Origin of the sequence: Photobacterium sp. GB-72 (genome assembly GCF_003026095.1) — a bacterium.
Classification (GTDB): domain Bacteria; phylum Pseudomonadota; class Gammaproteobacteria; order Enterobacterales; family Vibrionaceae; genus Photobacterium.
This window is the reverse complement of the sequence record NZ_PYNV01000003.1, coordinates 220,359-233,982: the sequence shown is the minus strand read 5'-3', so window position 1 is coordinate 233,982 and position 13,624 is coordinate 220,359. Positions and strand designations below refer to the sequence as shown.

The 13,624-nt window shown below is 38.2% G+C and carries 12 protein-coding genes; 4 read left to right on the top strand and 8 right to left on the bottom strand.

What is annotated here, in order from left to right; genetic code table 11:
* Positions 1-184: 184 nt before the first annotated feature.
* Positions 185-433, top strand: a complete 249-nt coding sequence (locus C9J40_RS06445) for a GlsB/YeaQ/YmgE family stress response membrane protein (protein ID WP_105062604.1) — start codon at positions 185-187, stop codon at positions 431-433.
* 73 nt (positions 434-506) lie between these two features.
* Here C9J40_RS06445 and C9J40_RS06440 read toward each other — a convergent pair whose 3' ends face one another.
* Positions 507-1,409: a chemotaxis protein gene (locus C9J40_RS06440; protein ID WP_107246225.1), complete on the bottom strand. Its 903-nt coding sequence runs from the start codon at positions 1,407-1,409 to the stop codon at positions 507-509.
* 1,045 nt (positions 1,410-2,454) lie between these two features.
* Between C9J40_RS06440 and C9J40_RS06435 the strand changes: the two genes are divergently transcribed.
* On the top strand, positions 2,455-3,111 hold the full coding sequence (locus tag C9J40_RS06435; protein WP_107246223.1) for an SH3 domain-containing protein: 657 nt from the start codon (positions 2,455-2,457) through the stop codon (positions 3,109-3,111).
* Positions 3,112-3,218: 107 nt separating this feature from the next.
* Here C9J40_RS06435 and C9J40_RS06430 read toward each other — a convergent pair whose 3' ends face one another.
* On the bottom strand, positions 3,219-3,395 hold the full coding sequence (locus C9J40_RS06430) for a DUF6435 family protein (RefSeq protein ID WP_006644842.1): 177 nt from the start codon (positions 3,393-3,395) through the stop codon (positions 3,219-3,221).
* 154 nt (positions 3,396-3,549) lie between these two features.
* On the opposite strand from C9J40_RS06430, the gene C9J40_RS06425 reads away from it, so the two are divergent.
* On the top strand, positions 3,550-4,302 hold the full coding sequence (locus tag C9J40_RS06425; protein ID WP_107246221.1) for a TatD family hydrolase: 753 nt from the start codon (positions 3,550-3,552) through the stop codon (positions 4,300-4,302).
* Positions 4,303-4,421: 119 nt separating this feature from the next.
* On the opposite strand, the gene C9J40_RS06420 is transcribed toward C9J40_RS06425, so the two are convergent.
* From C9J40_RS06420 to C9J40_RS06395, 6 genes are all read right to left on the bottom strand, one after another.
* Positions 4,422-5,411 (bottom strand): hypothetical protein, encoded by a 990-nt coding sequence (locus C9J40_RS06420; protein ID WP_107206711.1) that lies wholly within the window; start codon positions 5,409-5,411, stop codon positions 4,422-4,424.
* A 216-nt stretch (positions 5,412-5,627) separates the two neighbouring features.
* Positions 5,628-6,068: a hypothetical protein gene (locus C9J40_RS06415; RefSeq protein ID WP_107206710.1), complete on the bottom strand. Its 441-nt coding sequence runs from the start codon at positions 6,066-6,068 to the stop codon at positions 5,628-5,630.
* Between the two features lie 190 nt (positions 6,069-6,258).
* Positions 6,259-7,638, bottom strand: coding sequence for a D-alanyl-D-alanine carboxypeptidase family protein (locus C9J40_RS06410; protein ID WP_107206799.1), 1,380 nt, complete (start codon positions 7,636-7,638; stop codon positions 6,259-6,261).
* Between the two features lie 356 nt (positions 7,639-7,994).
* On the bottom strand, positions 7,995-8,909 hold the full coding sequence (locus C9J40_RS06405; RefSeq protein WP_107206709.1) for a DnaJ C-terminal domain-containing protein: 915 nt from the start codon (positions 8,907-8,909) through the stop codon (positions 7,995-7,997).
* Positions 8,910-9,145: 236 nt separating this feature from the next.
* Entirely contained in the window at positions 9,146-11,041 is a 1,896-nt protein-coding gene (gene dnaK / locus C9J40_RS06400) for a molecular chaperone DnaK (RefSeq protein WP_107206708.1), read from the bottom strand.
* Between the two features lie 243 nt (positions 11,042-11,284).
* The gene (locus C9J40_RS06395) at positions 11,285-11,725 is read right to left on the bottom strand and encodes an Hsp20 family protein (protein WP_107206707.1); all 441 of its coding nucleotides are present in this window, start codon (positions 11,723-11,725) and stop codon (positions 11,285-11,287) included.
* Between the two features lie 656 nt (positions 11,726-12,381).
* Between C9J40_RS06395 and C9J40_RS06390 the strand changes: the two genes are divergently transcribed.
* Positions 12,382-13,623, top strand: a complete 1,242-nt coding sequence (locus C9J40_RS06390; protein ID WP_107246219.1) for an efflux RND transporter periplasmic adaptor subunit — start codon at positions 12,382-12,384, stop codon at positions 13,621-13,623.
* Position 13,624 lies beyond the last annotated feature (1 nt).

Below are 13,624 nucleotides of genomic sequence, written 5' to 3'. Positions count from 1 at the left end.
GTGATTTTAGGTGAGAGTAATTTAAACGATCTTATGCCCTCAAAGTTAATCTAATCATATTTGGTATATAAGTTTCTTATGATTTTATAAACTTCCTGACAAAGAATTGAACTTCGTTAGCCGATACCTGTCTACACTTACCAATTATAAGTATTTACTATTTTTAAAAGTATAGGGGCTCTTAATGGGTATTTTATCTTGGATTATTCTTGGTTTAATTGCTGGTGCATTGGCAAAGTTTTTAATGCCTGGTAAAGATGGCGGTGGTTGGATTGTAACAATGGCATTGGGTATTGGCGGTGCATTTGTTGGTGGTTTTGTGGGTAAATTTATTGGTTTAGGTCATGCAACAGGTGTAAACATTGGTAGCATTATTACCGCTACCTTGGGTGCATTTATTATTCTGTTTATCTATAACCGTTTTATTCGTTAATCTAATGTAATAATACATTATAAAAGCGAGAAATTACCGCTAATATGACGGGTGATTTCTCGCTTTTTTCATTTTAGCTACTTAATGCTAAATGCTGCTCCGCCCCCCGAAGCATCGCATGTATTAATTCATTTGCTTCAAATTTTGTCAGTGCTTCTTGAGCACCAACTTGGTGTGCTTGAGACACACTTATTTCACTTGAAAGGGAGGTGTGTAAAATAATATAGGTTGAGACGAGCGCATCGGTGTTTTTGACATTGAATGCCAGCTCATACCCATCTAACCCTGGCATTTCGATATCACTAACCAAAATATGGAACGGATCGTTTGCTTGCGCAGCCGTTTGCATCATATTAAAAGCATCTTGCCCATTTTTGGCAACAAAGTAGGGCACACTGATACTATCAAGTGCTTGAGTTAATTGTTTTCTGGCGACGGCTGAGTCATCAACTAATAAGATTTTTAACGGACGTAAAATCTCACGTTCAATATCGGTAAGAGTAGGCAATAACGTTGAAGGATCATCTGGAAATATTTTAGAGAGAAGCAATTCAACATCTAGTAGTTGAATCAACTTATCGGCATCGCGCATAACACCAGTGACAAAAATATCGCTACCTAAATGTTGGGGAGGTGCTTCAATATTTTGCCAGTTACACTCGGTGATCCGTTCAATACCTCTGACTAAAAATCCAACTAACTTACGACGACAATCTGTAATGATAATAAAGCAACGTTGGCGCTCTTCAAGACTGATAGCGGGATAACCAATTGCTTTGGCCATATCAATAACAGGGACAGTGTCGCCACGTAATGTAGTGGTGCCAAGTACGGTTGGGTGAGATTTTGGGATAACACTTAAATTTGTATAGGGTACGATTTCACGGACTTTAAGCGTACCAATCGCAAAGCTTTGTAGTGTGGACAGCTTAAAAAGTAACATCCCTTGTGATGCATTCGTTGCATTCTTTATCATACCGAATCCATTGCATAGATAATTTATGTTAATAATTCATTATAATAACACTATCGTAATTTATACCAAACGTTTATAAATAAAAATTCACAATTAATATATTAGTAAATTTCGATATTGATTATCTTTTTTCTGTCTTAACTGGTTTTCTATGCGTTCGAAATAAAGGACATCAAATTGTTTTTATCAATGAAAACTTGAAGCATGAGCTGATTTTTCATATTAATGTTGATTAATTAGGTATGACGTATAAAGAAGTGATGTCGAATAATATTCTTTCATCCGATTTTATAACTTACCTTAACCATCATAGTTTAGCGACTGATGTGAGTGAAGATTCACAGCAAAGATTACTGAATGAAAATAAAAGGATAATACTCTCTATTTTGATATCATGGAATTTGACGCAATTATAAACACAGAAACTTTTTATTATACAGTTGAAAAGATATTACTTGCCTTTATAGAGAGAAAAAGCAATATCAGCATATCTCATTAATTGGTGAATTTAGTGGTTTATATAATAAGCGATTTATCAATAACTATCGTTTAACAAAAAAATATTAATTATCATTGATTTAGATGGATTTGGGCATGCGAATTATAATCGTAACGATATAAAAGTGATGAATTAATTAAAAAATCATCTTCATTGTTGTGTTCAACTTTTTATTCGGAGGGCTCAGCTATTCGTTATGGTGGAGTGAATTTGTTTTCATTACTGAAAAAATAATGCCTTGGGAATTAAATACATAATAAATTTTATTAATGAAAAATAAGTTATGCTTTTAGTGACTGACTATTTATTTATGGTACTGAAAGTTATCAAGGTGAACTTATTAAGATAATGAATGTTATAGATAAAAAATGTATGAGAATAAGAAAGCAAAATTGTAAAATAATTTACCTTGAATGAATTTAATTATTTGAGGTCTTGTTCATCTTCGATTAATTTAAGAGACATAATATATCTGTTACAGGTTATGCGTGGTCAACCAGTATTTTTGACCTTTTAAATTATGTCACTGTGCATAGAGGATATTTTATGAAACGTTCTATTCTAGCATTTGCAGGTATTGCCGCTGTAGCATGTATGAGTACTGCTGTGTGGGCTGCTAATAATACCACTGAAACTATCAAGCTATATCAAGAGCCTAATGTATCAGCTAAGGTAATTGAAACGATAAAAACAGATGTACCTTTGATCACTATCTATAAAAATGAGGGTTGGTCAAAAGTCGGTGATCCAAGTAATGGTCAAACGGGTTGGATTCAAACAGTTGATTTGAAGAATGTAGATAGTGCATCAGCTAATGTACAACCAAACCAAACGACAAAAACGGTAAAAACCGATAGTGGTGAAAAAACGGTTACTAAAGGGACAGTGCAGACTCCACAGGGCCCAATGAATTATGAGATTGTTCAATTTCAATCCAAAGGTGATAACGCCAAAGTAGATAAAGCATTCTTTAAACAGTTGCAGCAACAACAAATTGAAATGAATAATGTATTTGCAAACTCATGGAATGATATGGGGGGTATGCAAATGAATATGTCTAACTTAATGGCAAAACAACAGCAGCAAATGATGGAAATGCAAAAACAATTTCAGCAACTTACGCAGCAAACAACCGTGCCTTCCAATCATAAAATTGAATTAAAAGATGCAACACCAGCGCAGGTACAGCCAGCAGCGAAATAAGCTTATTTTTAGTTAAGCAAGAAAGCCTCCAATAGCTTTAACTCATAGAGTATAAAGGTTATTGGAGGCTATTTTTTACTGAAATTAACAAGCCGTTTATGCAAAGCTCAGGTTTCAGATTGATTGAGGTGCTTGATTTGCTGAAATAGTTCATCAGCTTCTGCTGTTAAGCGGGAATAGGTTCTGATATCGCCATTCCTTTGAGCATGCATGGCTTCTTCAAGTAGCATTGAGTGGCGTTTCTTTAATTTTTTAGCGGGATTATTTTTAAACCAAGAAAACATGTATATAACTCCAATAATTATATTTATATCGTATACGCAGTATGCGTAATAAAAGATTAATTAAGCTAGAGACTAACTTTAATTATGTTAAGATTTTGAATAGTAAGCGTTATTATTTTTTATTGTTTGTCTTATCTCGATTTGGAATACTACTGTGTTAATTGATATTCACTGCCATTTAGAAGGTGTATTAGCGGTCGATAGGGAGCGGTTTTTTAAGCAAAGCGGCAAAATAGGTGCCGTATCTATGACCAAGGCAAGTGCGTTAGAGTTGATACGCTTAAAACAACAATATTCAGAGCAGATTTATCTCTTTCTTGGTATTCACCCTGAGAAAGATGTCAGTGAACAAGAGATCCAAGCTGTTATCGATCTGATATACCAACATCGTCATTTATTATCTGGTATTGGTGAAATCGGCATTCCTTTTTTCTACTTAGACGAGAAAACAGAGCAAGAAAAACACCTTATTAAACAGCAGGGAAGTGAACGCTTAGCCCGTTTTGTTAAGATTGCAGCAGAGCTAGAACTACCTGTCAATTTGCATGTAGTAGAAGATGATATTCATTATGCGCTGCCTATTTTAAATACCTATCAAATCAAAGGGGCGTTGTTCCATTGGTATGAAGGCAGTGACGAAGACCTCGCCTTACTTCATCAACAAGCGCATTTCATTTCAGTAAGTCCTTGGATCTTTGTCGATCCTCATTACTTAGAGTTTGTTAAGAAAATTCCGCTTGATATGCTGTTGGTGGAGTCTGATTCGCCGTGTAAATACAATGGTGTGGAGGGGGAGCCAAATATGATCAATCAAGTGATTGACGTATTAGCAGAGCATCATCAATTATCACGGGATGTAATGGCGACACTAATCCATGAAAATACCCAACGCTTTCTGAGAATTTGAATCTGATGGTTTGCAGGTTGTTTTTGAGTGCGGATATCTAGTTGACATATGAAAAGCAAAGCCGCCTTTAATATATTAAATCATGGAATATATGAAAGGCGGCTTTTATTGTGCTGTGTTTAGCAAAGTAGAGGGTTGCGCTTGGTCGCTTTAAGTACCCCAAGTTTGCTCAATAACTGTTTTTCAATACGATTCGGTGAGCGTCTGAAATAGAACAAATACTCGGTCATAACAGTCAGTTCTGCTTTTTCATTAACCGTTAACGCATCTACGCTTGCTAGTAACAAATCAACAGACTCAAGCTCTGTTATTTCACATTGTTTCTTTTTATGAAGTTGCTCATAGAAGAACTCTAAATTGATATCACACTCTTGTTTATAGCTCTGTCTTACCGCAATTAAACGGAGTAAAGCAATAATGTAAGCTTGGCTCATCTCTTTAGCTTCAAGTTCTGCTAACTGGTTAAGTACGTACACGCGTGCCGAAATACGTAATCGCACTTCGCTAAGGGCTTTTTGTTGTACCCATGCGTCCCAAAACCCCGTAATTAAGGTAGAAACCAACGGAATGTAAACACGCACGCTACTACGTGATAGTGATTTTTGTAGTAATGCCTTGATAATAAAATTACTGAGTATGTCTTTACCGGTATACAAGGCAACTTTGATATAGCGAAATTTACTAAACTGTTTATAAGGTTTTATTCCATGAATATTCTCAACGGGCTCTGACAGCTCCATAACCGCACGCACTAATGATGCTTTCATTCTGTCACAAAACTGGTATTTAGCTGACGCACGATTGATGAGAATTGCAGTGGTAATAAATCCAACCTCAAATAGTAAAAATAATTCTAAGCTGATAAAGACAATGTTAATAACAACGAGTCTAAGTAGGTTATCTAAGGCTAACCAGTTTTCTCCGAGTAACTCTAAATAGATTTCGAAAGAAACGATAAAAAAGGTTGTGATGAATCCAATAAAAAAAGAAAGCACAACACATAACTGACACAGTTTTTTATCATTTATTGTTTTAAAGAGACCCTGAGTTATGGGTAAATAACGCTCAACACGTTTGAGTCCCCAGTTTTCAATTTTTGCTTCAATCATGTTGAATATATCAAGCTCTTATAGAACATAATAATAGGTGAGCATTTTAATTTGTTGAGGGTGAAACACATAACTAATTTCTATAAGCGGATTAAAAATACGCAGTTAGAAAAAATATCTAACTGCGATTTAAAATAATGAGTTGCTTTTAACGCATAATCACACAAGAAAAAGAATACAATGAAACAATGTTTATTGTAAGTGCTGCGTTAATTGCTACTTAGCAAGAAAACCAACGTGTGATAATTGTTTTTTTGCTGATTGTTCTGATGACTCATTTGATGATATTGGCGGTGTTTGTTCTGGCGTTTTCGCTGCTCGAGGAAGTAGACGGAACACGGGTTGACCATCTTCTTTTCTCACAAAAGCAACATCACGATAAAGTAGCTCGTTATCACTTTTAATGGCATCTAATTGTTGATCTTTAATCAGTGATAATGGGCCAATCATGGCTGTACAGTGATAGATTTTATGCTCGTAGTTATTAAATAATTTACAAGGTTGATCGAGTACAAAAGTTTCACCTGGTTCTAAATGACGGCTGTTTTCTACTGCGCGGTTGATGTCCGAGATGCTAGCAAATACTGTTGTTGATAAGCTTAATAACACAATACTCGCTAGCCTTGCTAAGGGATATTTCGATTTAAAAGTAGGCATAATGATTATCCAAACAAAAAGCCAATACCTTATTCATTTCGACTAAAATATTGGCTTTATTAGTATGATGGCTATTAAGACGGGAGTGTACTTCCGTCATGGGAAAATAAAAAGACAATTATCACAACGTCGTTTTTATTTACCACCGAGTGTTTGTTCTATAATCCAAACCCCGCCTAATTTTCTGAGTCTACAGCCCGTGAGATGCTAGCAAGTTATGGGTGTACATTGAGATACTAGCCCAGATTCGGGTGAACCAGCCGCCTTGCTGAACACTGTTGAGCGCGACAAGTGGTTCGGTTTTAATAACTTTGCCATTATAAGTGACAGTCATTTCACCTAACTTTTCACCCTTATCAACCGGTGCTTTGATGTCATGGTCAAATTGGAGATCAGTTTTCAGACCTTTTTCATCAACACTTGAAGGAAGAACCAAGGTTAATGGCTTCTCAAGACCTAAAGAGACTTTATCTTGTTGTCCTCCCCAAACGTGTTGTTCAGAAAGTTTGCTGTTTGCTGCATATAAAGTGTCTTGCTTGAAGAAGCGGAAGCCATAATTGAATAGCCCTTTGCTTTGCGCTGCGACATCATTCAGTGATTGCGTGCCCAGAACAACCGCAACCAACTTCATTGGGTTATCTGGCATTTGAGCAGAGCTTACCAGAGAGTACCCAGCGGCTTCTGTACTACCCGTTTTCATACCCGTCGCATATTGATAAGTGAACAATAAGCGATTGAAATTTGGTTGGCGGATATGATTGTATTCAAAATACTTCTGACTGAAAAAATGAAAGTATTGAGGGTAGTCGTTCATGATGTGCTCTCCGAGAAGACCAAGATCATAAGCGGTTGAGAAATGTGCTGGTGCTGGCAGACCCATAACAGTGGTGAAGTGGGTATTGTGCATACCTAACTTCACTGCCGTTGCGTTCATCATCGAAACGAATGAAGATTGCGATCCCGCGACGTAATTAGCCAGTGTTACAGCGGCATCGTTCCCCGATTCAACAATCACACCCTGAATAAGATCTTTCACTGACACATAAGAACCGGGCTTCAAGAACATTCTTGAACCACCAGTGCGCCACGCGACTTCTGGTACGAGTACTTTTGAGTCAAGTGAGATTACACCGTCAGCCAGTTTTTGCTCAACAATGTACATTAGCATTAACTTCGTGGTGCTGGCTGGGGCCATACGCATGTTGCCATTGTTGGATGCAATAATTTGTCCAGTATTGGCATCGATTAAAATGAACGCCCGTGCTTTAAGACTAGGTGGGAATACGCCTGTCTGAGCCCACTTCTGTACCATAGTTTGTGGGATCCCATTCGCACCGCCGGCTTCTGCTGGAGCAGGAGGCACTTGCACATTTTCTGGGATATTGACTTTTACGTCGATAGCACCAAAGTTATTGAGTGGAGCTTTTGCTTCTTTGTATTGTGTTGCCGCATAGTAATCACTATCAGGCATGGTGTTCGCCGCATCGTTGCTAGGCGTGGCAAATACTGTACTGGAGGAAAATAATGCAGCGATTGCTACTGCTAAGGAAAGCTGTTTAATAGTTGTCATAAGGGTTTTAAATTTACAGTTATTCACAAAAAGCGCGATATAAAAAAGCGATTAGATTGGATACTGACTTCAGCAGGTAATTACTGCCCGTTGAGTCTATCCATCACTACCACGGCAATGGTGAGTGCTTTTCCGTTCTATTCAGCTTTACGATGACTTTGGTCACGGACCGCATTATCCATAATGATGTCCTGAGCGAGTGACCTGAATACTGTTGATAGCTATAACCAATCATGGTGCTTAAGCCCTGCCTTCTCAGCAAGTCATGCGTTCCCCGTATTGGTTATAGCCCTCGTATCTTGTCTACTTCTATCCTACCAGCTGAATCATTATGGAAACCTGAACGATAATGATGTTTATGCAGCAGCAAATTCGGCAAGTAGTTCTTTTTGACGTTCACTTAGGTTTTGTGGTGTTTCAATGACTAATTGAACAATTAAATCGCCAGTGTTGCCTTTACGATCTGTGACTCCTTTGCCTTTTAGGCGGAATTTACGACCGGTTTGTGTCCCTTCAGGAATCTTAAGGCTAATCGCACCATTTAAGGTATTTACTTCAATCTTGCCACCTAATGCAGCAGTCACAAAGTCGGTAGTCGCTTTACAATGTAAATTATTACCTTCGCGCGTGTAACGTGGATGAGGGCGAATATTCATTTGAATAAATACATCACCTTGCGGGCCACCGTTGATGCCAGGGTGACCTTTACCACTTAAGCGAATTCGACCGCCATCTTCAATGCCTGCAGGGATTTTGATATTCAGCTTTTTATTTACTTGGCTTGTGCCTTCAAATACGGGTAAATCAATAACACGAGATGCACCGCTAATTGCATCTTCTAAATCAATTTCCATGGTGTATTGAAGATCTTCGCCTTTTTGTGGGCGAGTGGAATGACGGCTACCAAATCCTCCACGACCACCGCGAGCATTTGAGAACATATCACCAAATGCGCCACCAAAAATATCTTCAAAATCACCGTAACCGCCACCTTGGAAACCACCGTGATGACCGCCACCATGATGTCCACCGCCCATACCTGGGTTATCAAACGCAGCATGACCAAATTGATCGTAGGCTGTGCGCTTTTCTTTGTCGGTTAAAATTTCGTAAGCTGCTTTTACTTCTTTAAATTTGTCTGCAGCCGTTGGATCATCCGGATTTTTGTCTGGGTGAAACTTCATTGCGAGCTTTTTGTACGCTTTTTTAATTTCCTTTTCTGATGCCGTTTTGGCGACACCTAGAACTTCATAAAAATCACGTTTTGACATTAGTAACACCTCTTATCTCAACTGAGATAACTATCTGGAATATTCTTTGCTAATCATACCTAAAAACGATAGCTGATTTAAGCGTAATCAACGATTAAAGGCACAGATAGTTAGCCAAATTAGATTTACATTTTGTCTGTTGTTATTGTAGAAAAGGGCGAGAGATGTTGATCTCTTCGCCCGTCTCTATTCATTGCGATTGATTGCTACCAATGATAGCAAACTATCGTGAGTAATTACTTCACTTCTTCAAACTCTGCATCTACAACATCGTCGTCTTTTGCATTGCTCTGAGCATCAGCTTGTTGCTGAGTGTTCGCTTGAGTTTGGGCATGCTCCATTAGCTTTTGTGCTGCAGTCATCAATGCTTGAGTGTGTTTTTCAATGGCGTCTTTATCATCGCCAGATTTCACACTCTCAAGTGCAGAGATAGCTGCTTCAACGCTTTCTTTATCTGTTGCTGGTAAATTATCGCCTGCTTCAGTTAACTGTTTGCGTGTGCTGTGGATCATGTGGTCAGCTTGGTTACGCGCTGTGACCAGTTGTTCAAATTGCATATCAGCGTCTTTGTTCGCTTCAGCTTCTTGAACCATTTTCTCAATCTCAGCCTCAGTTAAACCACCTGATGCTTGAATCGTGATTTTTTGTGCTTTGCCTGTCGCCTTATCGGTTGCTGATACATTCAATATACCATCAGCATCTAAGTCGAATGTCACTTCAATTTGTGGCATACCACGAGGTGCTGCTTGAATACCTTCAAGGTTGAATTGACCAAGTGACTTATTGTGCATCGCTTGCTTACGTTCACCTTGTAGTACGTGAATGGTGACCGCACTTTGGTTATCTTCCGCCGTTGAGAACACTTGTTCAGCTTTGGTTGGGATCGTGGTGTTCTTATTAATCAATGCTGTCATCACACCACCCATGGTTTCAATACCAAAGGATAATGGTGTTACATCAAGAAGAAGCACATCTTTCACATCACCCGCTAATACACCACCTTGAATTGCAGCGCCCATAGCAACAGCTTCATCAGGGTTTACATCTTTACGTGGCTCTTTACCAAAGAAATCAGCAACGGTTTTCTGTACTAGTGGCATACGTGTTTGACCACCCACTAAGATAACGTCAGTGATATCACTTACATTCAAGTTAGCGTCTTTAAGTGCTGATTTTACAGGGCTTAAAGTACCTTGTACTAGCTCATCAACCAGTGATTCCAATTTTGCACGTGTGATCTTAATATTCATGTGCTTAGGACCAGTAGCGTCCGCAGTCACATAAGGTAGATTCACATCTGTTTGTTGTGCAGAAGAAAGCTCAATTTTTGCTTTTTCAGCGGCTTCTTTTACACGTTGCATTGCAAGTGGATCATTGCGTAAATCAATACCTTGATCTTTCTTAAATTCATCAACAAGGTAGTTGATCATACGAGTATCGAAATCTTCACCACCAAGGTGTGTATCACCATTGGTTGCTAACACTTCAAAGGTTTGCTCGCCATCAACGTTATCAATTTCGATAATAGAAATATCAAAGGTACCGCCACCTAAGTCGTACACTGCGATAGTGCGATCGCCACCTTTTTTATCTAAACCATAAGCAAGCGCTGCTGCTGTTGGCTCATTGATAATACGTTTAACTTCCAGCCCAGCAATACGGCCAGCATCTTTGGTTGCCTGACGCTGTGCATCATTAAAGTAAGCAGGTACTGTAATTACCGCAGCAGTTACTTTTTCACCTAAGTATTCTTCTGCTGTTTTCTTCATTTTTTTCAAAACTTCAGCAGAAACCTGAGGTGCCGCCATTTTTTGACCTTTTGCTTCTACCCATGCATCGCCGTTGTCAGCTTTAACAATTTTGTATGGCATAACAGAAAGATCACGTTGAATTTCTTCGTCTTCAAAACGACGACCAATTAAACGCTTAATAGCAAATAACGTATTTTCAGGATTGGTTACTGCCTGACGTTTTGCAGGTTGACCAACTAAGGTTTCACCATCTGTATATGCGATCACAGAAGCTGTAGTACGTTCACCTTCCGCATTTTCAATAACACGTGGCATGTCGCCGTCTAATACAGAAACACAAGAGTTAGTTGTACCTAAGTCAATACCGATAATTTTACTCATAAATCTTTTCCTCATTGTATCGCATTGATTAGTTATTCTTATCTGAACTATGTTCGATATTTTATTGGGGATAAGAATGTTGTTGGTTGAAGTGCTGACTTCAAGCCAAAGATCAATGCAATTTAAATATGATTTCCCGATAGGGGATGAATATAGTGAGCTATCAACCTGTCGAATTTAGGTCGAAAAAAGGTGATAGCTCTAAATATGTTATCTACTCAAGGCTAATTAATAGCGTTGAAATTATTCTTCAGTTGGCAGTGTCGCCGCTTTACCGATAGAAATTTTACGTGGTTGCATTGCTTCAGGTACTTCACGTTCTAAATCGATATGAAGTAAACCATTCTCTAAGTTTGCACCAACAACTTTTACGTAATCTGCAAGTTGGAATTTACGTTCAAAGTTACGCTCAGCAATACCTTGATAGATAAAATTTTTGTTTTCTTCAGGAGCCTTAGTTCCTGTTACAACAAGCATATTTTCATTTTGAGTAAGATCTAAGCGATCCTCAGAGAAACCAGCCACCGCCATTGTAATGCGGTAATTATTCTCGTCAGTTTGCTCGATATTGTACGGAGGGTATCCGGTTGCCTGTGCTTTGTTGTTGCTTGCTTCAACGAGGTTGAATAAGCGATCAAAACCAATAGCGTGGCGGTATAGGGGAGTGAAATCTACATTACGCATAATAACTATCCTCAATAATAAGCAATAGTCTTAGTGTCGACAGAAGGTATATAAAGTTGTCGTTTATCACTAAGTGGATCTGTCTAAGATCCGTAAAAACAAAACTAATAAGGGTTTCCCTAATAAGGCGAATCCTATTAGCATTTCGAACTCCATTTGGCAGTTCGTGTAATTAATATATGCTTCCGTGATTGTGCGGTCAATACTTTTTAATAAGTTTTTCTAATCTTTTTGTTGGTTGGTGTATAACTGATTGATTTCACAAGTTAACCATAACTAAAAAAGTTTAGCTTCTCTCTCAATATGTACGATTTACAGCTTTAATAAAGGTAAATTGGTTTATTCAAATGGTGTCTCTACACAAGAAATAAGGGTTGGAAAGTGATTTTCAAGGGGCTGTAATGCGTAAAGTTCAACCTTTAATTACTTGGGTTAAACGTTTTAAAAGTATGGTGTGTGCAGATAAAGTAGTAATGATAGATCACATAATTAACGATGGGATGTATAAATATTCAAAAATAAGAATGACATAGTGAACAAACTCACACTCTATTACGTACGGTTTAATATTACGTTTCTACTTTTGAGCATTCATCTATGCTCTACAATAGAAACAAGATCTGATTATTGAAATGCGCTGATTAGGGATTAAAAGCATGCATGTAATGGTAAGACGATTACTACCTTTGGTTATTATCGCAATATTTATTGTGGCGTCAGTGTTGTTGATAAATACCAAAAAACGCCCAGAGCAGCAAAAAGTTACAGTGCAGCCTCCTGTTTTAGAAGTGATTAAAATACAAAAACAAGATGTGCAACTCACCGTAGGTTCATATGGAATTGTTGAACCCAAGCAAAAAGCAGAAGTTGTCTCTGAAGTCGTCGGTTCGGTCAAATACATTTCTCCTGATTTTGCTGTGGGCAAGTTCGTTACAAAAGGAGAGTTATTAGCACGTTTAGATGATAGCGACTATCATGCCGATCTTGCTCAAGCTGAAGCGACATTGGCACAAGCACAAGCGAAATTAAAAGAAGAAATTGCGCGAGGGAAAGTCGCTAAAAAGATCTTACGTGATGTATCTGTGAATAAACAAACCTCTCTTGGTTTACGTGAACCGCAACGCAAACAAGAAGAAGCCAATGTAAAGTTTGCACAAGCGGCTGTAGAGCGTGCTAAACGTAATCTGACTAAAACAGAAATACGTGCTCCTTTTGATAGTTTAGTGACAGCGAAAGAAATCAATATCGGTAGTTATGTAACGAAAGGTAAGTTAATTGGCGAGTTGTATGGTACTCAAACGGCTGAAATTCGTTTACCTATCACGCCGCAATCAATGGCTTATCTTGATTTACCCCGTCTTGAAACCACAAAGATCACCTTAGAATCTCAATATAACGAAGTGAAAGTGATTCAATGGGCGGCACAGTTAGTACGTAATGAAGGTGTAATTGATAAAGATAATCGAATGATTTATCTCGTCGCAGAAGTCAACGACCCTTATAACCGTCATACATCCCTCGTTAATAACACATCCTCTTTTTCATTACCTATTTTGCAATTTGGTACATTCGTAACAACAAAGATCCAAGGGCGAAAAGTCAGTGATGTGATTAAGTTACCGCGCCACGTTGTTCGCTCTGAGCAGGTTATTGTGGTTGATGCTGATAATAAAACCACAACTCGAAAGGTGCATGTAGTCCGTTCAGATAAAGAAAATGCTTATATTATCGGGGGACTAAAAGATGGAGAGTTAGTTTCCTTAATAAGCCCTGATAGCTTAATAGATGGCACTGAAGTTACAACGGTGATGAGTAAAAGTTATTCCCCTGATATTTCACCACTAATGGCTGCCGATAAAAAAGTGGTAAATCCTAACGTCGTGAATAAGGGAGAATAGC

What these genes read in the sequence shown, in the direction of transcription:
- C9J40_RS06405 (WP_107206709.1), bottom strand. Translation starts at nt 8,909, where the DNA reads ATGTCAAAACGTGATTTTTATGAAGTTCTAGGTGTCGCCAAAACGGCA.
- C9J40_RS06420 (WP_107206711.1), bottom strand. Translation starts at nt 5,411, where the DNA reads ATGATTGAAGCAAAAATTGAAAACTGGGGACTCAAACGTGTTGAGCGT.
- C9J40_RS06440 (WP_107246225.1), bottom strand. Translation starts at nt 1,409, where the DNA reads ATGATAAAGAATGCAACGAATGCATCACAAGGGATGTTACTTTTTAAG.
- C9J40_RS06445 (WP_105062604.1), top strand. Translation starts at nt 185, where the DNA reads ATGGGTATTTTATCTTGGATTATTCTTGGTTTAATTGCTGGTGCATTG.
- C9J40_RS06410 (WP_107206799.1), bottom strand. Translation starts at nt 7,638, where the DNA reads ATGACAACTATTAAACAGCTTTCCTTAGCAGTAGCAATCGCTGCATTA.
- C9J40_RS06415 (WP_107206710.1), bottom strand. Translation starts at nt 6,068, where the DNA reads ATGCCTACTTTTAAATCGAAATATCCCTTAGCAAGGCTAGCGAGTATT.
- C9J40_RS06390 (WP_107246219.1), top strand. Translation starts at nt 12,382, where the DNA reads ATGCATGTAATGGTAAGACGATTACTACCTTTGGTTATTATCGCAATA.
- C9J40_RS06395 (WP_107206707.1), bottom strand. Translation starts at nt 11,725, where the DNA reads ATGCGTAATGTAGATTTCACTCCCCTATACCGCCACGCTATTGGTTTT.
- dnaK (WP_107206708.1), bottom strand. Translation starts at nt 11,041, where the DNA reads ATGAGTAAAATTATCGGTATTGACTTAGGTACAACTAACTCTTGTGTT.
- C9J40_RS06435 (WP_107246223.1), top strand. Translation starts at nt 2,455, where the DNA reads ATGAAACGTTCTATTCTAGCATTTGCAGGTATTGCCGCTGTAGCATGT.
- C9J40_RS06430 (WP_006644842.1), bottom strand. Translation starts at nt 3,395, where the DNA reads ATGTTTTCTTGGTTTAAAAATAATCCCGCTAAAAAATTAAAGAAACGC.